This is a genomic window from Nocardia puris, from assembly GCF_036051655.1.
Taxonomy (GTDB): domain Bacteria; phylum Actinomycetota; class Actinomycetes; order Mycobacteriales; family Mycobacteriaceae; genus Nocardia; species Nocardia puris.
In genome coordinates this window covers 7565253-7587606 of record NZ_CP107943.1, presented here as the reverse complement: position 1 = coordinate 7587606, position 22354 = coordinate 7565253, and the positions used below count along the sequence as shown (strand labels likewise).

The 22354-nt window shown below is 69.6% G+C and carries 20 protein-coding genes and 1 pseudogene; 12 read left to right on the top strand and 9 right to left on the bottom strand.

Going from position 1 to position 22354, the window contains the following annotated elements; genetic code table 11:
- Positions 1 to 61: 61 nt before the first annotated feature.
- Positions 62 to 3592 carry a DNA polymerase III subunit alpha gene (gene dnaE, locus OHB21_RS35215; RefSeq protein ID WP_195126120.1) on the top strand — a complete coding sequence of 1177 codons (3531 nt, stop codon included), beginning with the start codon at positions 62 to 64 and terminating at the stop codon, positions 3590 to 3592.
- 109 nt (positions 3593 to 3701) lie between these two features.
- Here dnaE and OHB21_RS35210 read toward each other — a convergent pair whose 3' ends face one another.
- The 6 genes and pseudogenes from OHB21_RS35210 to OHB21_RS35185 form a co-directional block, all read right to left on the bottom strand.
- The gene (locus OHB21_RS35210) at positions 3702 to 4142 is read right to left on the bottom strand and encodes an alkaline phosphatase family protein (RefSeq protein WP_195126121.1); all 441 of its coding nucleotides are present in this window, start codon (positions 4140 to 4142) and stop codon (positions 3702 to 3704) included.
- 236 nt (positions 4143 to 4378) lie between these two features.
- A pseudogene (locus OHB21_RS37685) lies at positions 4379 to 4492 on the bottom strand (alkaline phosphatase family protein); the annotation flags it as partial.
- A 363-nt stretch (positions 4493 to 4855) separates the two neighbouring features.
- Complete coding sequence (locus OHB21_RS35200) at positions 4856 to 5656, bottom strand: GAF and ANTAR domain-containing protein (protein ID WP_084538147.1); 801 nt, start codon at positions 5654 to 5656, stop codon at positions 4856 to 4858.
- 1173 nt (positions 5657 to 6829) lie between these two features.
- A complete protein-coding gene (locus tag OHB21_RS35195) occupies positions 6830 to 7348 on the bottom strand; it encodes a DUF1990 family protein (protein WP_067513826.1) in 519 nt (172 codons plus the stop codon).
- A 501-nt stretch (positions 7349 to 7849) separates the two neighbouring features.
- The gene (locus OHB21_RS35190; RefSeq protein ID WP_228791769.1) at positions 7850 to 8329 is read right to left on the bottom strand and encodes a M23 family metallopeptidase; all 480 of its coding nucleotides are present in this window, start codon (positions 8327 to 8329) and stop codon (positions 7850 to 7852) included.
- Between the two features lie 569 nt (positions 8330 to 8898).
- Positions 8899 to 9180, bottom strand: a complete 282-nt coding sequence (locus tag OHB21_RS35185; protein WP_195142441.1) for a hypothetical protein — start codon at positions 9178 to 9180, stop codon at positions 8899 to 8901.
- 390 nt (positions 9181 to 9570) lie between these two features.
- Between OHB21_RS35185 and rpsB the strand changes: the two genes are divergently transcribed.
- The 8 genes from rpsB to rlmN all read left to right on the top strand — a co-directional run bounded on the left by rpsB (position 9571) and on the right by rlmN (position 16108).
- Positions 9571 to 10386: a 30S ribosomal protein S2 gene (gene rpsB / locus OHB21_RS35180; protein WP_067513828.1), complete on the top strand. Its 816-nt coding sequence runs from the start codon at positions 9571 to 9573 to the stop codon at positions 10384 to 10386.
- 99 nt (positions 10387 to 10485) lie between these two features.
- Positions 10486 to 11310: a translation elongation factor Ts gene (gene tsf / locus OHB21_RS35175; protein ID WP_067513829.1), complete on the top strand. Its 825-nt coding sequence runs from the start codon at positions 10486 to 10488 to the stop codon at positions 11308 to 11310.
- A gap of 123 nt (positions 11311 to 11433) precedes the next feature.
- Positions 11434 to 12024, top strand: a complete 591-nt coding sequence (locus OHB21_RS35170) for a hypothetical protein (RefSeq protein WP_084538148.1) — start codon at positions 11434 to 11436, stop codon at positions 12022 to 12024.
- A 123-nt stretch (positions 12025 to 12147) separates the two neighbouring features.
- Positions 12148 to 12876 (top strand): UMP kinase, encoded by a 729-nt coding sequence (gene pyrH / locus OHB21_RS35165; RefSeq protein ID WP_067513831.1) that lies wholly within the window; start codon positions 12148 to 12150, stop codon positions 12874 to 12876.
- A 51-nt stretch (positions 12877 to 12927) separates the two neighbouring features.
- Positions 12928 to 13485 carry a ribosome recycling factor gene (gene frr / locus OHB21_RS35160; protein ID WP_067513845.1) on the top strand — a complete coding sequence of 186 codons (558 nt, stop codon included), beginning with the start codon at positions 12928 to 12930 and terminating at the stop codon, positions 13483 to 13485.
- A gap of 117 nt (positions 13486 to 13602) precedes the next feature.
- Positions 13603 to 14505 carry a phosphatidate cytidylyltransferase gene (locus OHB21_RS35155; RefSeq protein WP_407675267.1) on the top strand — a complete coding sequence of 301 codons (903 nt, stop codon included), beginning with the start codon at positions 13603 to 13605 and terminating at the stop codon, positions 14503 to 14505.
- Between the two features lie 70 nt (positions 14506 to 14575).
- Positions 14576 to 14926 carry a LapA family protein gene (locus tag OHB21_RS35150; RefSeq protein ID WP_084538151.1) on the top strand — a complete coding sequence of 117 codons (351 nt, stop codon included), beginning with the start codon at positions 14576 to 14578 and terminating at the stop codon, positions 14924 to 14926.
- A 72-nt stretch (positions 14927 to 14998) separates the two neighbouring features.
- Positions 14999 to 16108, top strand: a complete 1110-nt coding sequence (gene rlmN / locus OHB21_RS35145) for a 23S rRNA (adenine(2503)-C(2))-methyltransferase RlmN (protein ID WP_067513833.1) — start codon at positions 14999 to 15001, stop codon at positions 16106 to 16108.
- A 249-nt stretch (positions 16109 to 16357) separates the two neighbouring features.
- On the opposite strand, the gene OHB21_RS35140 is transcribed toward rlmN, so the two are convergent.
- On the bottom strand, positions 16358 to 17005 hold the full coding sequence (locus tag OHB21_RS35140; RefSeq protein ID WP_324192295.1) for a hypothetical protein: 648 nt from the start codon (positions 17003 to 17005) through the stop codon (positions 16358 to 16360).
- Between the two features lie 108 nt (positions 17006 to 17113).
- On the opposite strand from OHB21_RS35140, the gene OHB21_RS35135 reads away from it, so the two are divergent.
- Positions 17114 to 17482 carry a hypothetical protein gene (locus OHB21_RS35135; RefSeq protein ID WP_195126658.1) on the top strand — a complete coding sequence of 123 codons (369 nt, stop codon included), beginning with the start codon at positions 17114 to 17116 and terminating at the stop codon, positions 17480 to 17482.
- Positions 17483 to 17488: 6 nt separating this feature from the next.
- Here the strand turns inward: OHB21_RS35135 and OHB21_RS35130 are convergent, their stop codons facing one another.
- The gene (locus OHB21_RS35130; RefSeq protein WP_195126265.1) at positions 17489 to 18859 is read right to left on the bottom strand and encodes an MFS transporter; all 1371 of its coding nucleotides are present in this window, start codon (positions 18857 to 18859) and stop codon (positions 17489 to 17491) included.
- Positions 18860 to 19189: 330 nt separating this feature from the next.
- On the opposite strand from OHB21_RS35130, the gene OHB21_RS35125 reads away from it, so the two are divergent.
- Together OHB21_RS35125 and OHB21_RS35120 are read left to right on the top strand one after the other, a co-directional pair.
- Positions 19190 to 19912 carry a hypothetical protein gene (locus OHB21_RS35125; protein ID WP_067513835.1) on the top strand — a complete coding sequence of 241 codons (723 nt, stop codon included), beginning with the start codon at positions 19190 to 19192 and terminating at the stop codon, positions 19910 to 19912.
- 150 nt (positions 19913 to 20062) lie between these two features.
- Positions 20063 to 21880, top strand: a complete 1818-nt coding sequence (locus OHB21_RS35120; protein ID WP_195126266.1) for a serine/threonine protein kinase — start codon at positions 20063 to 20065, stop codon at positions 21878 to 21880.
- Here OHB21_RS35120 and OHB21_RS35115 read toward each other — a convergent pair.
- Positions 21865 to 22308, bottom strand: a complete 444-nt coding sequence (locus tag OHB21_RS35115) for a DUF5997 family protein (RefSeq protein ID WP_195126267.1) — start codon at positions 22306 to 22308, stop codon at positions 21865 to 21867. The two genes, OHB21_RS35120 and OHB21_RS35115, sit on opposite strands and share 16 nt — an antisense overlap.
- Positions 22309 to 22354: the final 46 nt, after the last annotated feature.

Genomic DNA, 22354 nt, shown 5'->3' with positions numbered 1-22354 from the left:
CCGCTGGAACACCTGAATTCCGTTCCGTTCTCGCGCGAGACAGGCCGCACAGGGGAGATCTATGACCGGCGCATCCTTCGTCCATCTGCACAACCATACCGAGTACTCGATGCTCGACGGCATGGCCAAGGTCGACGCGCTGTTCACCGAGGCCGAACGGCTCGGCATGCCCGCCGTGGGCATGACCGACCACGGCAACATGTACGGCGCGGCGGAGTTCTATCGGCGGTCACGGCAGTCGGCCGTCACGCCGATCATCGGGATCGAGGCGTACATCGCGCCGGAATCCCGGTTCTCGACCGAGCGCGTGCGCTGGGGCGATCCGTCGCAGAAGTCCGACGACGTCTCCGGATCGGGCGCGTACCTGCACATGACGATGCTCGCCGTGAACGCGACCGGACTGCGGAATCTGTTCCGGCTCTCCTCGCTCGCGTCGTTCGAAGGGCAGCTGGGCAAGTGGCCGCGCATGGACGCCGAGTTGATCGCCGAGCACGCGGCGGGCATCGTCGCGACGACCGGGTGCCCGTCGGGCGAGGTGCAGACCCGGTTGCGGCTCGGCCAGTTCGACGCTGCCTATGAGGCCGCCGGACGCTGGCGCGACATCTTCGGGCCGGAGAACTTCTCCCTCGAACTGATGGATCACGGTCTCGGCATCGAACGCCGGGTGCGGGAGGACCTGCTCGCGGTGGGCGCGAAAGTCGGTCTGACGCCGTTGGTGACCAACGACTGTCACTATGTGCGGCGCGAGCAGGCTCCTGCCCACGAGGCGATGTTGTGCGTGCAGACCGGCAAGACCCTCTCCGATCCCACCCGCTTCCGATTCGACGGCGACGGCTACTACCTGAAGTCGGCGGCCGAGATGCGCGCCCTGTGGGACGACGAGGTGCCCGGCGGTTGCGATGCCACCCTGGCCTTGGCCGAACGCGTCGAGTCGTACGACGACGTGTGGGCGGCGCGCGACCGGATGCCGGTCTTCCCCGTGCCCGAGGGACACACCCAGGACAGCTGGTTGCGCCGCGAGGTCGACGCCGGCCTGCGCAGGCGCCTCCCGGGCGGCGTCCCGCAGACCTATCGTGACCGCGCGGACTTCGAGCTGGACATCATCCGCGACAAGGGATTTCCCGCCTACTTCCTCGTGGTCGGCGACCTGGTCGCGCACGCGCGACGGGTGGGCATCCGGGTCGGCCCCGGGCGCGGGTCGGCGGCCGGATCGCTGGTCGCCTACGCGCTCTCGATCACCAATATCGACCCGATCGAGCACGGACTGCTGTTCGAGCGGTTCCTGAACCCGGAGCGCCCGTCCGCACCGGATATCGACATCGACTTCGACGACCGCCGCCGCGGCGAGATGATCCGCTACGCCACCGAGCGCTGGGGCGCGGAGAAGGTCGCGCAGGTGATCACCTTCGGCACCATCAAGACCAAGGCGGCGATCAAGGACGCCGCGCGTGTGCATTTCGGTCAGCCCGGTTTCGCGGTGGCCGACCGCATCACCAAGGCGCTCCCGCCCGCCGTCGCGGCCAAAGACATTCCGGTGGCGGGCATCACCGATTCGTCGCACGAGCGCTACGGCGAGGCCGCCGCTGTGCGCGCACTCATCGACACCGATCCGGATGTGCGGCGCATCCACGACACGGCCGTCGGACTGGAAGGGCTGGTGCGCGGCGCGGGCGTGCACGCGTGCGCGGTGATCCTGTCCAGCGAGCCGCTGCTGGACGTGGTGCCGCTGTGGAAGCGGCCGCAGGACGGCGCGGTCATCACCGGTTGGGACTATCCGTCGTGCGAGGCCATCGGATTGCTCAAGATGGACTTCCTCGGGTTGCGCACGCTCACCGTGATCGGTGACTGCCTCGACAACATCCGCGCGAACCGGGGGATCGAGCTCGACATCGAAGCGGTCGCGCTCGACGACGCGCCGACCTACGCGATGCTCGCGCGCGGCGACAATCTCGGTGTCTTCCAGATGGATTCGGCCGGTATGCGGGAGCTGCTGCTGCGCATGGCGCCGACGGAGTTCAACGATCTCGTCGCCTCGAACGCGCTCTACCGGCCCGGTCCGATGGGCGTCGGCGCGCACTGGTCGTATGCCGACCGCAAGAACGGCCGCGAAGCTGTCACACCGATCCATCCCGAACTCGACGATCCGCTGCGCGAGATCCTGTCGGAGACCTACGCGCTGATCGTCTACCAGGAACAGATCATGCAGATCGCGCAGCGCGTGGCCGGGTACTCGCTCGGCCAGGCCGACCTGCTGCGCCGCGCGATGGGCAAGAAGAAGCCCGAGGTGCTCGCCATGGAGTTCGAGAACTTCCGAAAAGGCATGCGGGACAACGGCTACAGCGACGCCGCCGTGACGGCGCTGTGGGAGGCGGTGCTGCCGTTCGCGGGCTACGCCTACAACAAATCGCACGCGGCGGGATACAGCCTGGTCATGTACTGGACCGCCTACCTCAAGGCGAACTACCCCGCCGAGTTCATGGCGGCGCTGCTCACCTCGGTCGGCGACGACAAGGACAAGTCCGCCGTGTACCTGGCCGACTGCCGCAAGCGCGGAATCCGGGTGCTGCCACCGGATGTGAACGAGTCGGCCGCGACATTCTCCTGCGCCGGCGAGGCGATCCGATTCGGGCTCGGCGCGGTCCGCAACGTCGGCGAACCGGTGGTCGAGGCGATCGTGCGGGCGCGCGCACGGGGCCCCTTTCGCGGTTTCTCCCACTTCCTCGCCGAGGTCGATGCGGCGGCTTGCACCAAGAAGGTCGTCGAATCCCTGGTCAAGGCGGGGGCTTTCGATTCACTGGGGCATCCGCGCGGTGGGCTGTCCGAGATCCTCGGCGAGGCCGTGGACGCGGCGATGAGCACGAAGAAGGCCGCCGCCCGGGGCCAGTTCGACCTGTTCTCCGCGGGCGTGACCGAGCCGGATGTCGTGTCGGCCTTCGACATTCCGGTGCCGGAGCGCGAATGGGAGCGGGACCGGTTGTTGAGTTTCGAGCGGGAGATGCTGGGACTGTACGTGTCCGCGCACCCGCTCGACGACGTCGCGCCCGTGCTGGCGGCGCGCTGTGACGCGTCGCTGGCCGACATCGGGGACAAGCGGCTGCCGCACGGATGGAAGGGCACGGTGGGCGGGATCGTCGCGGCGATCGACCGCCGGGTGACGAAGAAGGGCGAGCCGTGGGCGATCGTCCGGCTGGAAGACCTGGATGCCGGGGCCGAAATACTGTTCTTTCCCACGGCTTTCGCCGCCCTGGGCACGATGCTGGTCGAAGACGCGGTGGTGCTGGTCTCGGTGCGGGTGAGTGTGCGAGAGGACCGGTGGTCGCTGCTCGGCGAACACGTCACGGTGCCCGACCTCGCCGGGACCGGTGGCCCGCTCGTGGTGACCGTGCCCGTCGCCGCGTGCACGCCGGCGACCGTGCGCGGCCTGCGCGAGACCCTGGAACGGCACGCCGGAACCTGCGAGGTCCGGATCCAGTTCGTGGGCCGGAAGGGGCCACAGCTGCTGGGACTCGACCCCCGATTCCGCGTGACACCCTCACCCGCGCTGATGGGGGAACTGAAGGCATTGTTCGGCCCGTCGTGCTTGGCCCGGTGAGCAACCGACTCCGGCGTGGTAGGCGGCCGCCCACGAGTCCGATTCTCCGGGGAGACAGGCCTCGCGGGCGGGAGCGAACAGGCTCGCGGGAGCTAACGGTGGCGCGTGCTCACCGCCGGGTCCGGGCGAACGACTTGCCGTCCAGCGCCGAGTCGGCCGGAACGCCCAGTAGATCGAGGGCCGTCGGCGTGAGGTCGATCAGCGAATCCGCCGTTGCCGCACCGGCCGTGAACGCCGAGCCGCGGGCGATCACGAAATTCGCCGTCTCGTCGGGTGTCTGGCCACCGTGCCCGCCGGTCGGCGTGTGGCCGTGGTCGGTGGTGACGATGATCTGCCAGGTCTCCCCGGGGTGCGCCGCCGCGCGGGCGTCGACGGCGGACACGATCTTGCCGACTTCCCGGTCCACGCTGCGCAGCGAGTCGAGGAACTGCGGCGACGCGCTGCCGTGGGCGTGGCCGACGGCGTCCACCTGATCGAGATGGGTGAACAGGAAGTCCGGTCCCTCGTCGCGGATGGCCGCGGCGCTGGTGTCGCCGGTGATCGCGTCCACGGCGGCGCCGGTCGGATCCCCCGGCTGCGACGGGCTGACGACGTGGGCGTCAGCGGGGTGCCGCTGCCCACGATGATCGCGATATTGGGCCAGGTCGCGACCGACCGGGTCCGCAGCTCCGGATTCGTCTGCTCCAGGCGCGTGAACACCGTCGGCCAGGCCTCGAACGGCGTGGCGTCGAAATTGTTGTTCTTGATGCCGTGCTTGGTGTCCCACACGCCGGTCAGCACCGACGACCACGAGGGGCCGGAGATGGTGGTGTGCGGGGCGATGAAGGACTGTCCGACCGTGCCCTCGCTCGCCAGCTTCAGCAGATTCGGCGCCTTCGTCTCGACGATCTTGTCGTACATGGCGCCGTCGATGCCGATGACCACCACCTTGACCGAGTCGTCTCCCGTGCCGGGCGATCCCGACGATCCGGTACCCGGCTGGGCGGCGGCGCCTCCCGCCCCGGTCATCAGCGCGGCGGCGACCGCCACCATCACCTTGGTCTTCGTCCTGGCCTTGCCTGCCATGATCGACTTAATAGTCTAGACCATTTCAGGCTGACGGTTTTCTGGTCTAGACCATCGCGGAGGATTTCACCGACTGTTCGGCCGTGTGAACGCGGGGCGGCGGCGACTTGATCAATCGTCGGATCGGCGTGAATTCGCTTGGATCAGAGGAGGTTTGGCCCGGGGTCCGGAGCGTGCCGAGCTGATCGTGTTCGTTCGTCAGCGTCCTCGTGGAGTGGGCGGGGTGAGGATGGCCGTGGGGTGCACGGTGCCCGCGAGCAGAGCGCCGGCCAGGTCGGAGAGGCGCTGGCCGGTGCGGACCGCGTGGCTGCGCAGGCGTGCGAAGGCTTCCTCGGTGTCGACGCCGCCGTGTTCGGCGAGAACGCCTTTCGCGCGTTCGACCACCACGCGGTCGTGCAAGGCCACGGGCAGCCGGGTGCGGACCGGTTCGACGCGGGGTCGCAAGATGTGCTGGGCGATGCCGAGTGTGGCGACATCGGCGAGGATGCGCGCGGTGCGCCGGCCCGCGCGATCCAGTGCGCCCGGGATGGTGCCGAAGACGGTGAGCGCGCCGAGATCGTCGGAGTCGATGCGCAGCGGCATGGCGTACACCGAGCGGTAGCCCTGTTCGCTTGCGCGCGAAGCGAACTCGGGCCACACCAGCGCGGCTGTCGTGAGATCGTCGGCCACGGCGGGACTTCCGGTGCGGTAAGCCTGCCCGGGCGGTCCGTCGCTGGACTCCACCAGCGCCCGTGCCGGTTCGTCCGTCACCGCCAGGACCAGCAACGCGTCGCGGTGGTCGGCGAGGAACAGGCCCGCGGCCGCGCCGCCGGTGAGGTGGGCACACGCGTCGACGAGCTGCTGCGACCAGTCGATGATGTCGAAATCCCCGGTGAGCGCGCCGACGCAACCGACGAGCACGTCCAACAGCGGTGTGGGCGCTCCCATCCGGGTCTCCTGGTGGTCGATCGCGAGGAATCGAGCGGAACCGTCGAGCGAGATCTCGCTCCATGGTCGCACCCGCGCCCGCCGCTGTCGACCGAAGTTGTAGCGTCAAGTAAGTTCACTGCGCCCCGGTGCCAAGACGCGCGGCGGGCGTTCCGTGCCGACCCCTGGCGTCCCGGCCCCGCGGCATTCGCCACCAGCCGCGCGGGCCTGCATCCCTGGCTGGTGCATGCGCACCGGCCGGTCAGCCGATGGGGTGAGGGGTTCCGGCTTGAATCGGGCGGTGGCCTGCGCGTCGGCAGGCGGCCCCGAATCGATGGGGTGAGGTTGAGCGCGACTCCGGCGCGAGCACAGGGCGCCTGGCTGGCGTGGGCTGAGACGTTTCAGGTCCGCGTTAGCAGACGTCTCGCTGGGACAGCCGTCGCGGGCCGAGGACCCGCCCTGCGCGGCCGACCGCCAGACCGACCGCCAGACCGAGGGCCCGACCGTCGGGCCGTGGGGCTGACCGTCGGGCCGTGGGGCTGACCGTCGGGCTGTGGGGCTGACTGTCGGGCTGTGGGGCTGACTGTCGGGCTGTGGGGCTGACTGTCGGGCTGTGGGGCTGACTGTCGGGCTGTGGGGCTGACTGTCGGGCTGTGGGGCTGACTGTCGGGCTGTGGGGCTGACTGTCGGGCTGTGGGGCTGACTGTCGGGCTGTGGGGCTGACTGTCGGGCTGTGGGGCTGACTGTCGGGCTGTGGGGCTGACTGTCGGGCTGTGGGGCTGACTGTCGGGCTGTGGGGCTGACTGTCGGGCTGTGGGGCTGACTGTCGGGCTGTGGGGCTGACTGTCGGGCTGTGGGGCTGACTGTCGGGCTGTGGGGCTGACTGTCGGGCTGTGGGGCTGACTGTCGGGCTGTGGGGCTGACTGTCGGGCTGTGGGGCTGACTGTCGGGCTGTGGGGCTGACTGTCGGGCTGTGGGGCTGACTGTCGGGCTGTGGGGCTGACTGTCGGGCTGTGGGGCTGACTGTCGGGCTGTGGGGCTGACTGTCGGGCTGTGGGGCTGACTGTCGGGCTGTGGGGCTGACTGTCGGGCTGTGGGGTCGACTGTCGGGCTGTGGGGCTGACTGTCGGGCTGTGGGGCTGACTGTCGGGCTGTGGGGTCGACTGTCGGGCTGTGGGGTCGACTGTCGGGCTGTGGGGTCGACTGTCGGGCTGTGGGGTCGACTGTCAGGCCGAGGGCCCGACTGCCGGCCCGACGGCCCGACCGTCAGGTCGAGGTGGGGAGGGTGGCGATGTAGCGGCCGGCGATGAAGCGCTGGATGGCGCGCACGACCGGGCCGCCCAGGCGGGTGTACCAGGCGGCCGGGCGGGAGAAGGCGGTGACGAGCCCGTAGACGGAGTCGTCGGCGGGGTCGTACTCGACGGCGAACAGTTCCTCGCCGGACTCGGGGTGGCCGGGGAGGGTGCCGTAGGCGAACCCGCGGCGGTTCTCCTCCTCGAGCACGTACACCACCCGGCACGGGGCGACGATCGCCACCGGCCCCACACCGAGGCGCACCGTGAGCCCGGTCCCGGGCTCCGCCACCGGGGTGTCGGCCTTGTCGAAGATGTTGGTGCCCTTCTGCATTCGGTACGTGAGGATCTCCGCGCCCGCCCGCTCGAAGAGCTCCCGGCCGTGCCCGATGCGCCGCCGCAGGCGGAACCGGTGGTAGCCGGCCGGTGCGGTGCCCGCCGTCGCCCCGACCTCGGAATAGGTGAAGGACGGCTCACTCGTCGCGTGCTCCATCCTCCGATCATCATCCGAAACGCCGCCCGCGCCTAGCGGATCACGCCCATCTGCGTGGCCCGGTACCTCCGAGGGTCGCTTCCACCTACCTCCGAGGGTCGCTTCCACTACCTCGTCACAGCGCGAATGCTGATCGGCGCGGGTCACGTTGATCGCCCGAGAGGAAGTCGCCCATTCGGTGACTCGCACCTGTCGCGCCGCCTTACCGATCCGCTGCCCGCACCAGCACCCGCCGCGTACCCCGACACCGCCCGCGGGCAGAAGATCCCGCCTCCGCCGATGCCCATCCCCGTGGCTGTGTGGGGGTGCGCAGGCTCACCAACCAGGATCGCGCAGCGCGTGGAACGCCGTTCGGCGTGGGCAAGGGGCGGGCAGGGCATACGTCCGCGACGACGGTCGAGGGTTCGCCCGCCAGTCAGTATCCCCGAAGTTCACTTCCGCCCGGAGCCCCGGACCGAGCCTTCGATGGTTTCGGCGCCCTTCGATCGACCAGGCGGACCCTCATTGCGCCTCCACCGGATACAGCCGCAGCGGTGCAAGGCGAAGTAATCCGAGCGGGTCCAGATACTCCGGCCGCCCTCGTCTTCCGGCCTCGCGGCGCAGACCCCAGTGCAGGCAGGCCGACGCCGCGCAGCCTGGATGCCCCTCCTCGAGCGTCCCGATCGGGGTGCCCCGGGCGACCCGCCGCCCCACCGGAACCTCGGCCCGCACCGGCTCGTACGTCGTGCGCAGGCCGCCGGGATGGTCGATCGACACCACCTCTTTGCCCGCGACTGTTCCCGCGAACACGACGATCCCACTTCCCGCCGCGTACACCGATTGCCCTGGCGCACCGGCGAGATCCACGCCCCGATGCCCCGGCAACCACGGTTGGTCGGGTGGATCGAACCGCCGCTCCACCGCGGGCCGGGGCCGCAGCGGCCACCCGAACTCACCACTCGGCGCAGCCACCGCGCTCACCGGCTCGGCGAGCATCACCATCGCGACTGTGCCGAGCAGGATCATCGCCCTCAGCCACACCGTTTGCCCGCCGCACCATTGACGCACGGCGCGCACATTTCCTGTCGGCGTCGCGCTGCGCGGCCTGCCCCGCCGCCGCGGAGGTTTCTTCCTGCTCGTAGGGCATGTGCGCGCCGACCTGCATATGCCGCCGACCTGCCAATGAGGATTCGGCCGTGTGCCCCGAGGGGTGCCGATCCGCGGTTCGGATCTGTTGTTCAGGTCGTCGTCATTCGTCCAGCGCCGGAGCACGTCCCCGTAGATCCGGAGCGCATCACCGTCAATACGGGGAGGGACCGCACGCGCAGGTGCCGCAGGTCCTGACGGCTGCCGCTCGTCAGCCAGGCCGGCCGCGCTGACCGTCCGGGCCGCCCGGCCGTCGTGAGTGCGGCCCTCGCCGACGAGAATCCGTGGGCACGCGAAGCCCGGCGGCTCCGGCCTGCTCGTTCGCCTCCGCGGTCGGCGAGATCGCGATGTGGACTCCGACCTGCCGGTGCGCATCGACCACCCGTCGAGCTGCCGCTGATCGCCACACCGCCGCGACCACGGGTTCACCGCCGGACAACGCAACGGACTCCGTGCGTGGCCAGATACCCGCACAACTCCGACGACCCGGTGATCGGCACCGCGCCCCACGGAAGAGGAATCCGGAACTGAACCGCAGGGCGCGGCAAGGGCGCACGCTGCACGAACGGCAGTTCGCGCGCCACCCCCGGTGGGCACCCCGAGCCCGCGCACGGCGGTGGACCGGCGGAGACGGGCCGCGCCGAGACCACCGCGAACAACAGCAGCAACGGCAACATCATCGTGCAGGAGATCGAGAGTCGGTACATGCCTCCACAGTCGGCCGCCGAAGGCCTTCGCGGAAGCGCCGATGTGCGGAATGGGGACAACCCCGGCACCTGTGGAAACCTGGTATTTCTCCTGGTCGGGCGCACACGCCCGGGGCGATTTCGGTGCGGGCGGTCCGTGGTCGTAGACTTGTCGAGCGGTCTGTGCCAGGCATGGACCGACTTCGCGCGCCACCGTGCTCGATCGTCTCGGCGCTGTCGTAACCCAGAGCTCCTTTCTTCGGACCCTCTGTTCGCGGCGGCATCGGTACGGAACGAGGAATCGCCGGCTGGTCCCGATCGGCAACGAGCGGGCCCGACGATTCGGCGGCGCCAGGGCGGTGGATCGCCGATCCGCCGCGTCAACCGGCAACGAAAGAGAGTGCGAGAGCCATGGCTGTCGTAACTATGAAGCAGCTGCTCGACAGCGGCGCCCACTTCGGACACCAGACCCGGCGCTGGAACCCGAAGATGAAGCGGTTCATCTTCACCGACCGCAATGGCATCTACATCATCGACCTGCAGCAGACGCTGACCTACATCGACAAGGCGTACGAGTTCGTCAAGGAGACGGTCGCCCACGGTGGCACCGTCCTGTTCGTCGGCACCAAGAAGCAGGCCCAGGAGTCCATCGCGGCCGAGGCCACCCGCGTCGGCATGCCCTACGTGAACCAGCGCTGGCTGGGCGGCATGCTCACCAACTTCTCCACCGTGCACAAGCGCCTGCAGCGCCTCAAGGAGCTCGAGGCCATGGAGCAGACCGGTGGTTTCGAGGGTCGCACCAAGAAGGAAATCCTCATGCTCACGCGTGAGATGAACAAGCTGGAGCGCACCCTCGGCGGTATCCGCGACATGCAGAAGGTGCCCTCGGCCATCTGGGTCGTCGACACCAACAAGGAGCACATCGCCGTCGGCGAGGCGCGCAAGCTGAACATCCCGGTCATCGCGATCCTGGACACCAACTGCGACCCCGACCTGGTCGATTACCCGATCCCGGGCAACGACGACGCGATCCGCTCCGCCGCCCTGCTGACCAAGGTCGTCGCCTCCGCGGTGGCCGAGGGCGTGCAGGCGCGCGCCGGCCTGTCCTCCGGTGACGACAAGCCGGAGTCGGGCGCGGGCGAGCCGCTCGCCGAGTGGGAGCAGGAACTGCTGGCGCAGGCCGCCCCGGGCGCCGACGGCGCCGCCGAGGCCCCGGCCGAGGCCTGAGCCCGCGCGTAACCCGCTGTTGCGGTGGTGATCACGAAGGCGTGCCAGCGTGATCACCACCGACCGGTATTCGACTTTGACTAAGGAGGCTCGCCCCCGATGGCGAACTACACCGCCGCCGATGTGAAGCGGCTCCGGGAGCTCACCGGCTCCGGGATGATGGACTGCAAGAAGGCCCTCGAAGAGACCGACGGTGACTTCGACAAGGCCGTGGAGGTCCTGCGCATCAAGGGTGCCAAGGACGTGGGCAAGCGCGCCGAGCGCGCCACCGCCGAGGGTCTCGTCGCCGCGCAGGACGGCGTGCTGATCGAGATCAACTCCGAGACCGACTTCGTCGCCAAGAACGACGAGTTCCAGGGTCTGGCCGCCCAGATCGTGGCCGCGGCCGCCAAGTCCCGCCCGGCCGACCTGGATGCGCTCAAGGCCGTCGACCTCGGTGGCAAGACCGCCGATCAGGCCGTGCAGGAGCTGGCCGCCAAGATCGGCGAGAAGCTCGAGCTGCGCCGCGCGGTGTCCTTCGAGGGCCCGGTCGCGACCTACCTGCACAAGCGTTCCTCGGACCTGCCGCCCGCCGTCGGCGTGCTGGTGGAGTACCAGGGCGAGGGCGAGGCCGCCGCCGAGGTCGCGCGTGCCGCCGCCATGCAGGTCGCCGCGCTCAAGGCCAAGTACGTGACCCGCGACGAGGTCCCGGCCGACGTGGTGGAGAACGAGCGCCGCATCGCCGAGCAGACCGCGCGCGAGGAGGGCAAGCCCGAGGCCGCTCTGCCCAAGATCACCGAGGGTCGCGTCAACGGCTTCTTCAAGGACGTCGTCCTGCTGGAGCAGCCGTCGGTCACCGACAACAAGAAGACCGTGAAGCAGCTGCTGGACGAGGCCGGTGTCACCGTGACCCGTTTCGCCCGCTTCGAGGTCGGCCAGGCCTGATCGCCTGACGCTCACGCACGAATGCCTCCCGCGCCCACCGCGCGGGAGGCATTCTGCTGTCGGCACGGCTGCCCCGGGGACTCCGGGCTACACCGCGCCCGTGCGCTCTCGTACGCTGCCTGCGTGCTTCCTCACCCCGCCCCGGTCGTGCTCGACGTCGCCCGCCAGAGCAAGGCCAAATCGGCGGCGGGCATCGCCGTGGCCGGTGCGTTCGGCGCGTTCGCCGTGCTGAGCGCGCTCACCGACCGGCTGCCGGGCGGTGTCGTCACGAAGGTGCTCGGGTTGCTCTTCGGCGGTTTCCTGCTGCTGATCGCGCTCGGCGGTGCGCTGGCGTGGCGGCTGATCACCAGACCGCGCAGGCTGGTCATCGGGCCGGAGGGGCTGAGCTGGGACGATCCGGCCGGGCGCTCCTGGACCGTGGGGTGGGGCGAACTGTCGGCGGTCGCGGTGTCGCGGACCGTGAATCGCCGTCCGACAATGCTGCCGCCCACGGCGATGGTGCGGCTGGACCTGTTCCCGGCCGGTCCCGGATTCCGCGACCGGCACCCGGAAATGGAGCACCTGTGGGAGTTCCACCGCGTGCGCGGCGGATACCGGCTACCGTTCGGACAGGAGGCCGGGTTCGTCCCGGTGCTCGACGACGGGTTGCGCCGGTTCGGGGGCGCGCGCTACCGGGGAGTACAGGACGAGGGTTTCACCGTCGGGTTGTTCTGAGCGTTGCCGGGGGTCCGCATCGCGCGCGACAGGCGATGAGGCAGGATGGGAACGCTTCGGATATTCCCGATTCTCTCGATATCGAACACCAGTGACGCCGACTACCGAAGGAGAAGAGCGCCGATGACCGACCCGGGGACCGATCGCCCAGGATATGGCCGGGTGCTCCTCAAGCTGGGCGGCGAGATGTTCGGCGGCGGCACGGTCGGACTCGACCCGGACGTGGTGCAGACGGTCGCCGAGCAGATCGCCGAGGTCGTCGCGACCGGTGTGCAGGTGGCGGTCGTCATCGGCGGCGGCAACTTCTTCCGCGGCGCCGAACTCGAGGAGCGCGGCATGGAACGCGCCCGCTCGGACTACATGGGCATGCTCGGCACCGTGATGAACAGCCTTGCGCTGCAGGACTTCCTGCAGAAGCAGGGCGTGGACACCCGCGTGCAGACCGCCATCACCATGGGCCAGGTCGCCGAGCCGTACCTGCCGCTGCGCGCCAAGCGCCACCTGGAGAAGGGCCGCGTCGTGATCTTCGGCGCGGGCATGGGCATGCCGTACTTCTCCACCGACACCACCGCCGCGCAGCGCGCGCTGGAGATCGGCGCCGAGGTGGTGCTGATGGCCAAGGCGGTGGACGGTGTCTTCAGCGCCGACCCGCGCGTCGACGCGAACGCCACCCTGTACACCGAGATCACCCACAAGGAGGTCATCGAGCGTGACCTCAAGGTCGCGGACGCGACCGCCTTCAGTCTCTGTATGGACAACCAGATGCCCATCCTGGTGTTCAATTTGTTGACGAAGGGCAATATCGCCCGTGCGGTAGCCGGTGAGAAGATCGGCACATTGGTTCGGTCCTGACGCCGCAATCCCGCGGATCATGCCGATGACGACGCTGTGGAGGAAACGGTCGTGATTGAAGAAGCGCTCTTCGACGCCGAGGAGAAGATGGAGAAAGCCGTCTCGGTGGCGAAGGACGATCTCGGGTCCATCCGGACCGGTCGCGCGAACCCGGGCATGTTCTCCCGGGTCGTCGTCGACTACTACGGATCGCCGACCCCGATCACCCAGATGTCCAGCATCACGGTGCCCGAGCCGCGCATGGTGGTGATCAAGCCGTACGAGGCCGGGCAGCTGGGCGCGATCGAAACCGCGATCCGCAACTCCGATCTCGGCGTCAACCCCACCAATAACGGTGACATCCTGCGCATCAGCATCCCGCAGCTCACCGAGGAACGCCGCCGCGAGCTGGTCAAGCAGGCGAAGTCCAAGGGGGAGGACGCCAAGGTCTCGATCCGCAACGTGCGGCGCAAGGCGATGGACGAACTGGGGCGCATCCAGAAGGATGGCGAGGCGGGTGAGGACGAGGTCGGGCGCGCCGAGAAGGAGCTCGACAAGACCACCGCCAAATACGTGAGCCAGATCGACGAACTGGTCAAGCACAAGGAATCGGAACTGCTCGAGGTCTGACGCAGGACCGTCAGGGGCCCGCCCGGGCGCGGGGGACGAACGGAACGACGAGTGAGCGACGGGACAATCGTGGCCGACAATGCCGCCGCCACCGGTGCGGCCGAGGAGCCGACGCCGGTGGACGGCGCCGACGCGACAGCCGGGCACACCGGCGACGCCGCGGACGGGAGGCAGGTGGACGCCGCCCCCACCCCGGCGCCCGCCTCGCGCGCGGGGCGCAACCTACCCGCCGCGCTCGCCGTCGGATTCGGTCTCGGTCTCTCGCTCATCGCGATCCTGCTCTTCGCGCCGCTGGTGTTCATCCCGGTGGCGGCCACGGGTGTGGGTGTGGCGACCTGGGAGGTGGCCAAGCGCCTGCGCGAGGCCGACGTGCTGGTGCCGCGCATCCCGCTCATCGTGGGCGGCCAGGCGGTGTTCTGGCTCGGCTGGCCGTGGGGCGCCAGCGGTGTGGCGGGGGCGTTCGCCGCGACGGCGCTGGTGTGCATGGTGTGGCGGCTGTTCGACCACGGATTGCAGACCGCCCCGCGGAACTTCTTGCGCGACACCGCGATCGCGGTCTTCACGCTGGCCTGGATTCCGCTGCTGGCCTCGTTCGCGACGCTGCTGCTGCTCGAACCCGACGGCAACCTGCGGGTCCTGACGTTCATGATCCTGGTGGTGTGCTCCGACGTCGGCGGCTACGTGGCGGGCGTGCTGTTCGGCAAGCATCCGATGGTGCCCTCGATCAGCCCGAAGAAGTCCTGGGAGGGTTTCGCGGGTTCGCTGGTGTTCAGCGTGATCGGCGGTCTGCTCACGGTCACCCTGCTGCTGCAGGCCAATTCGATGATCGGCGTGGTACTCGGCGTCGGCCTGGTGCTGGTGGCCACCGTCGGCGACCTCATCGAATCGCAGATCAAGCGGGAGCTCGGCATCAAGGACATGGGCACGCTGCTGCCGGGCCACGGCGGCATCATGGATCGCCTGGATTCGATGCTGCCGTCGGCGTTCGTGTCGTGGCTGGTGTTGAGCACCCTGATCTGACGGATTTCGATCCGGCGCGACATGACGCCAAATGCGCGTGTGCGCGATAGCGATCGTCCATGATCGTGGCATGTCTGCGAACGCCGAGTACCAGCCCGACGCGGGCGGTGCCGACCTGCCGCCCGAGGCCGCGCCCAAGACCGCGCCCGAGTCCCGGCCCGCCATGACCGGGGACGCGCCCGACCTCTCCTCCCGGACCGGCTACGCCTGGGTGGGACTGGTGGTCGGCGCGCTGATCCTGGTGGTGCTGTTGATCTTCATCCTGCAGAACCTGGACACCGTCGAGGTGAGCCTGTTCTTCTGGGATTTCCACCTGCCGATCGGGGTGACGGTGCTCCTGTCGGTGATCGCCGGGGCGCTGGTGATGGCGTTGGTCGGCGGGGTGCGCATCCTGCAACTGCGGCGCGCGGCCAAGCACTGAGCGGTGTGTCCTCGCGCACTGTTGTGGGCTGGGCATTCGCCGCGCGCGGGCGGATGAGAGACTGGAACAACTATGACCGTCTCCCTCCCCCTGGTTTTCGATGCCCCGCGCCGCGGTATGCCCCCGCGGCATCTCGCCGATCTCGACGCGGACGGCAGGCGGGCGGCGGTCGAGGAGCTCGGGTTGCCGAAGTTCCGCGCCGACCAGATCGCGCGGCAGTACTACGGGCGGTTGCAGGCCGATCCCGCGCTGATGACCGACCTGCCCGCGCCCGTGCGGGACAAGGTGGGCGAGGCGCTGTTCCCGCCGCTGCTGTCGGTGGTCAAGCACGTGGCCTGCGACGACGGCAGCACGCGCAAGACGCTGTGGAAGGCCGGTGACGGCACGCTGCTCGAGAGCGTGCTCATGCGCTACGAGGACCGCAACACCCTGTGCATCTCCAGTCAGGCGGGCTGCGGGATGGCCTGCCCGTTCTGCGCGACCGGGCAGGGCGGGCTGAACCGCAACCTGTCCACCGCCGAGATCGTCGACCAGGTGCGCGCCGCCGCGGCCGCCCTGCGGGACGGCGAGGTGGCGGGCGGGCCCGGGCGGCTGTCCAATATCGTGTTCATGGGTATGGGTGAGCCGCTGGCGAACTACAAGCGGGTGGTGGCGGCAGTGCGGCGCATCACGTCGCCTGCGCCCGACGGGCTGGGGATTTCGCAGCGCAGTGTGGTGGTGTCGACGGTGGGTCTTGCGCCGGCGATCCGCAAGTTGGCCGATGAAGATCTCTCGGTCACCTTGGCCGTCTCTCTGCACACTCCCGACGATGAACTCCGCGACACCCTGGTCCCGGTCAATAACCGCTGGCCCGTGGCCGAAGTTCTCGACGCCGCACGCTATTACGCCGACAAGTCCGGCCGTCGCGTTTCGATCGAGTACGCGTTGATCCGCGATATCAACGACCAGCCCTGGCGGGCCGACATGTTGGGGGAGAAGCTGCACAAGGCGCTGGGTTCGCGCGTGCACGTCAACCTGATCCCCCTGAACCCGACCCCCGGCAGCAAGTGGGACGCGGCCCCGAAGCCGGTCGAGCGCGAGTTCGTGCGCCGCGTCAACGCGCAGGGTGTGCCGTGCACCGTTCGCGATACCCGCGGTCAGGAGATCGCGGCAGCGTGTGGGCAGTTGGCTGCCGAGAACTGAGTCCGCACTGTCGAGTGTCCCTGCGACGTGAGCTGCCGTCCGCATCCCCGCGGAGGGACTGGCCGTCGGCTCCGGGAGGCTGCTCAACGATTTCGCCGATGACAAAACGTTTGGTGCCGAGATTCGTGACGGCGTGGCGCGGTGAGCCACGCCACGCCGTCACGAGATCGGGGTCGCCGCGCCTGTCGAGCTCGAATTGACCGGACTCGAGTGAGGGGCGTGTCTGCGCTATGGGCGTAGGGCGTGTGGTCAGGCCTTCAGGGTGAAAGTCGCGGTGCGGACGGTGTTTTCGTGTTGGAAGTCCAGGAATAGGCGGTAGGTGCCTGGGCCCGGGACGAGGGTGTGGAAGGTGATGGTGGGGCCGGGGGCGGTGGTGCCGTCGCCGGGTTCGCCGTTGGGGTGGACGTGGATGTAGGCGAGGTCGCCGGCGCGGAGGATGACGAGATGGCCGTAGGCCGCGAGGTAGGGCTGTAGGTCGGTGACGGGTTCGCCGCCCTTGCGGACGGTGAGGGTGAGCAGGTGGCCCTCGCCGGGGACCAGGTCGCCGTCGAGGGTGACCTCGTAGTCATCGATCAGGGAGGTGCGGGTCGGGGGCGGAACCGCTTGCGGGGCATAGTGACCCGCGACGGCGAGGTCGGCGCCGAGGGTGAGGGTGCGGCCGAGGGCGCGCGGGGCGATATCGGTGAACACGCGGTAGGCGCCCGCCTCGGGCAGCGTGAGGCGCACCGACCAGGTCCCGTCGGCGGCCCGCTCGGGGTGGACGTGCCAGAACCCGGTGAGTTCCCGCCGCGCGACGATCAGGTGCAGTTCGCGGTCGTGGAGCGGCGCGTATTCGGTGACCGGCGTGCCGTCGGGGCCGAGGATGCGGAATCGGAAGTCGATCTCGCCCGGCTCCACGATCGAGTTGTCCAGGGCGAGGGTGTAGCCGTCCTGGGTGATGAGCAGGCCGCCGGGGAACTCGGTGGTGGCGTGCCCGTCGTGGGCGGCGTGAGAACCGTGGTCGGCATGGCCGCTGTGGTCGGCATGGCCGCTGTGCTCGGCGTGACCGTCATGCTCGCCGTGACCGCTGTGCTCGGCGTGACCACTGTGCTCGCCATGACCGCTGTGCTCGCCATGACCGCGCTTGTCACCGTGCTCGGCATGACCACCCTGGCCGCCGTGAGCACCGTGAGCATCGTGATCGGCTTGCTCGCCGTGACCGGCAGCGTCGCTCGTATCGGCTTGCACCACTTGGCGATCAGCGCTCCCGCCCGCGGCACCGTGTCCACCGTGGTCCTGATGTCCGGTATGCGCGTTCATATCGTCCTCTTCTCCTCGTGGTCCGTCTCGGACTCTAATACCCCTAGGGGGTATATACCAGGGGTGGGTATGTGATCCGCGCTACGCGAGCATCACCGGGCTGCTGCCGGTGGTGGGCCAGTGGCGGTGGTTGCGGTCGATCACGTAGGGGTGGGTGTGCTGGTAGAACCGGTCGTCGACGCGGACCGCGTCGACGAGGATGTCCGGGTCCACGGTGCCCACCTCGTGCAGGTGGGTGATCTCGGTAGGGTCGTCGCTCGGCCAGAAACGCAGGGCGGCGGCGATTCCCGCGACGGCGAACGCGCTGAGCGTCGCCCAGGTGACGGTCAGGCCGGCGGCCGTGGTGAGCCACCCGGCGATCGGATACGTCACCAGCCAGGCCAGGTGCGAGAGCGAGAACTGCGCCGCGAACAGCGCGGGCCGGTCGCCGGGGTGCGAGGACCGGCGCAGCACCTGTCCGGTCGGCGTGAGCACCGCTGCCGTCCCCGCGCCGACCACGGCCCAGACGGCCAGCGCCGCCGTCCATCGCCACTCGCCGCCGCTCGCGAACGACAGCGCGACGGCCGCGCCGAGCCCGGCGAGCAAGGTCGCGCCACCGGCCAGCATGACCGGCCGCTCGGGCACGCGATCCAGCAGGCGCGGCAGGGTCAGCGCGACGGCCATCGTGCCGAGGCCGTTGGCCGCCAGCAATATCGCCACACCGGACTGCGTCCCGCCCAGCGTGTCGCGCACGTAGTTCACGGTGTTCACCATGATCACCGAACCCGCCGCCGCGACAACGAGATTCAGTCCGAGCAACCCGCGCAGCCGCGGTGTCGCGAGGAAGATCCGCACGCCCGCGGCGATCCGGTCGGTGAACGTGCCCGCCGCGGTCGCGGTCGAATCGGGAATCCGGGTGGTGATCACCAGCACGGCCGAGATCACGAAGCCGACGGCGGTGCCGACGAAGAGCCAGTGGAAGCTGATCACGGTCAGCGCCGCCGCGGCCAGCATGGGGCTGAGCAGGGTCTCCATGGTCGCGGCCAGCTGTGCGGCCGACAGCGCCCTGGTGTACTCGCGCTCGTCGGGCAGGATGTCGGGGATGACGGCCTGGTAGGTCGGCGTGAACGCGGCGGACGCGGTCTGCAGCACCGCGATCAGCACGTAGATCTGCCAGATCTGGTCGATGAACGGCAGTGCGAGCACGACGCCGGCCCGGATCGCGTTGAGTCCCACCAGGAACGGCCTGCGCGGCAGCCGGTGCGCGTGCGCCGCCACCAGCGGCGCGACCGTGACGTAGACCGCCATCTTGATGGTCAGCGCGGTGCCCAGCACGGCGGCCGCGTCGGCGCCCGCGAGTTCGTAGGCGAGCAGGCCCAGCGCGACCGTGGTGAGCCCGGTGCCGAACAGCGCCGACACCTGCGCGATGAACAGTCGCAGGTAGTCGCGGTTGGCGAACAGTGACGTGAACATCGGGTCGGCCCTTTCCGATCGCGGCGCCGTGCGGTCGACGCGAACAGCAATATACCCCTATGGGGTATTCCCTGCGGGCGAACACGATCCCGGGGCGGCGCTGTGGCGCAGATCATGAGTAACGCTGAGAGATTGCCGGAATGCGGGCCTGTGCGGGTGTAGTTCGGCTATCACTCCAGGTGGATCGGTGCTGTTCGCGTCCGTTTTGGGTTCTTACGAAACTTTTCGTTACTTCTCAGCAACAAACACGTGGACACTTGACCAGGGATTTCCGAACCGGGAATCCACGCCCGCACCGGGCAGCGCTCACTAGGGAAAGCACGAAGTTTGATGAAGTTCCGTACTGTCGCCGCGACCTCGGTCCTCGCCATTGCCGCGCTGGGCGTCGTCACCGGCACCGCCCACGCCGCCCCGGCCCCCGCTCCCGCCCCCGTCATCCCGTCCTTCCTGGAGGGTGTCGACCAGGGCATCGCCCAGGTGCTGCCGAGCATCGGCTGGAAGACCGCCCTCGAGGGCGACTCGGTCGTCGTCGAGACCGACGCGGGCTCGCTCACCACCGCCGACAACCAGCTCCAGGTCCGCGACGATCAGGGCAACGTGGTGGTCGGCTTCCCGCTGAGCTACACGCTGAACGATCTCGAGTACCCGATCGCCGCGAGCGTCGACGGCCTGCGCGCCGTGCTCACCCCGAACACCGACCCGGCCTCGGCGCGCCCGTCGAGCCTGCTGCGCGACGTGGTCCGCCAGGACGCCTTCGACGACGCGGTCTCGGCCGCCGCCACGCAGTTCGGCATCGTCACGGCCATCGGCACCCTCGTCGGCACCCTGGTCGGTGGCTTCGGCGGCTGCGCCATCGGCGCGGTCGGCGGCCTGGTGCTGGGTATCCCGGTGCTCGCGCTGGGTGGCGCGACCGGTATCGCCGGTTGCCTCGCCGGTGCCGCCGTCGGCATCCCGCTCGGGGCGGCCGCGGGCCTGGTGCTCACCGGTGTGCCCGCCGCGATCGCCATCGGCATCGGTTTCCACAACCGCATCAACGCGCCCGAGAACCAGTAAGGCGCTCCCGCCGGCCCGGGGTTCGCGACGCGCGGATCCCGGGCCGTCCTCTGTCCGGCCCCGCGCGATCGGAACGCGGGTAGTAGCGTCGAGGCCGATGAACCGGAGGCCCGGCGGACCACGCCGGGGAACTGCGTCCAGAGGGGACCATTGCTTCAGCCAGGTGACGTCTTCGCCGGATACACCATCGAACGCCTGCTCGGCCAGGGCGGGATGGGCGCGGTCTACCTGGCGCGGCACCCGCGGCTGCCCCGGCGCACCGCGCTCAAGCTGCTGAACCGGGAACTGTTCGCCGACAAGGAGATCCGCGCCCGCTTCGAACGTGAAGCCGATCTGGTCGCCCAGCTGGACCACCCCAATATCGTGGCCGTCTTCGACCGCGGCATCGACGACGAACAGCTGTGGATCTCGATGCAGTACATCGACGGCGTGGACGCCTCCACGGTGGACCCCCGCACGCTGCCGCCGCCGCGCGCCGCCCAGATCGTGCTGGAGACGGCGAAGGCGCTCGATTTCGCCCACGCGATGGGAGTGCTGCACCGCGACGTGAAACCGGCCAATATCCTGCTCGCCCGCTCGGCGGGCCAGGAGCGGGTGCTGCTCACCGACTTCGGCATCGCCCGGCCGCGTGAGGACGCCGCGCATCTCACCCAGACCGGCACTTTCACCGCGACCCTGGCTTATGCCTCACCCGAACAGCTCACCGGCGCGCAACTCGACCACCGCACCGACCAGTATTCGCTGGCGTGCACGCTGTTCTGGTTGCTGACCGGTGAAGCGCCGTTCGAGGCCCCGCAAGCCGTCACCGTCATTCAGGGGCATTTGCGCAGACCGCCGCCCGCGCTGAGCTCGGTGCGTCACGGTATGCCGCCGGCGCTAGACGGGGTGCTGCACCGGGCGCTGGCCAAGCGCCCGTCGGAGCGGTTCGAGACCTGCGTCGAGTTCGCCGAGGCCGTGCGACAGGCGATGCTCGGGCCGAATCCCGTCGCGGCGCAATCGGCTCCGCGTCCGATGCCGGTGGTCGCGCCGTCCGCGTATCAAGCCCCCGCCCACCAGGGGCCACCGGCCTCCGGCGATCGAGGGCAGGTCGCGCAGTCACCCGCCGCCTACCGCGCCCCGGCACCCGGCGCGAATCCCGCACAAGCACCCGCTGGTCACTACGCGGCCGGACCGGGACCCGCCCCGCACCCACCCGGAGCCCATGCGGACCCTCGGGTACATTCCGGAGCTCGCGTGCCACAGGAATCACCTGTGCCGCATGCCGATCCGTACCCGGGGTATCGCGCGCGGCAGGCACCGGCGAACCCGTACCTCGCGCGTTCGGCGCCCGGCTACCCGGCCTATCGCCCGCCGGCCCCGCGCCGGTCCGGTGCGATGAAGGTGCTGGGCATCCTCGGCCTGGTGATCATGCTGCTCGTGACGGCGGTCGCCGTGTGGGCGTGGAACGACGAGACGACCTGGGTGTCCCAGGTGACCGGCCGGTCGCGAGGGCACCAGGATCTGGCGGCCCTCTCGGCCGCCTTCCCCCAGATGCTGCCGAGCGATAACAACGCGGGGAAGGGGTACGAGGGCGCGAGCTGCCGCCCGGCGTCACGCTGGGAGAGCTTCTACGACGAGGAAGGCGACCTCGCGGCGTTCGACTTCTGGCAGGCGCGCTGGGAGTGCCTGCTCGAAGGCGACGCCGAGCTGGCCTACACGTTCTACACCTACGAATCGGCGGCCGACGCGCGCGAGGCGGTCGAGACATTCTCGGCGACAGCGCAATCCGACGGCCAGCCGATGATCGTGGGCAACCGCACCGACCGCCTGTTCCAGTACCAGTCGTACGGGAGTTACACCTATCCGATGATCGTCACGACGTACGACGATCCGTCGCGCGAGCGCTGGGTCCTCACCTTCTCACCCGCCTACGGTGGCCCGGAGGCCTCGGCCGAGCTGATCCAGAAGGTCCGCTACGCCCCGCTCTGACCGCCCTCCGCCGGGCCGAAGCGGTTCTTCGGCGGCCGGTTGCTCGCGGCGCGCCGCTCGGCCCGCTCGGCTTCGATCCGCTCGTTCTCCTGCTGCACTGCCGCGTAATTCTCGCGCTCGCGCACCAGCCACTCCGGCGGGTCGGCCAGCAGCGCGGCGATCTCGTCGGCGGTGAGCGCGTCGGATACGCCCGCGCGGGCCAGGCCGCTGTTGGTGACGCCCAGTTTGCGGGCGGTGATGTCGCGCGGGAACGGTCCGGTGCGGCGCAGCTCGGTGAGCCAGGCCGGGGGATCGGTGCGCAGCCGCTCGAGATCGGCCCGGGAGAGGGGGGAGTTCCGGAACTCCTCGGGCGCGGCGGGCAGGTGGATGCCGAGCTTGTTGGCCGCCGTCAGCGGCTTCATCATCTGCGGTTTCTGGTCGGAACTCACCGCTAGAGCCTACTGGGCCGCGTGCGCGGGCCGGTGCGCGCGGTGT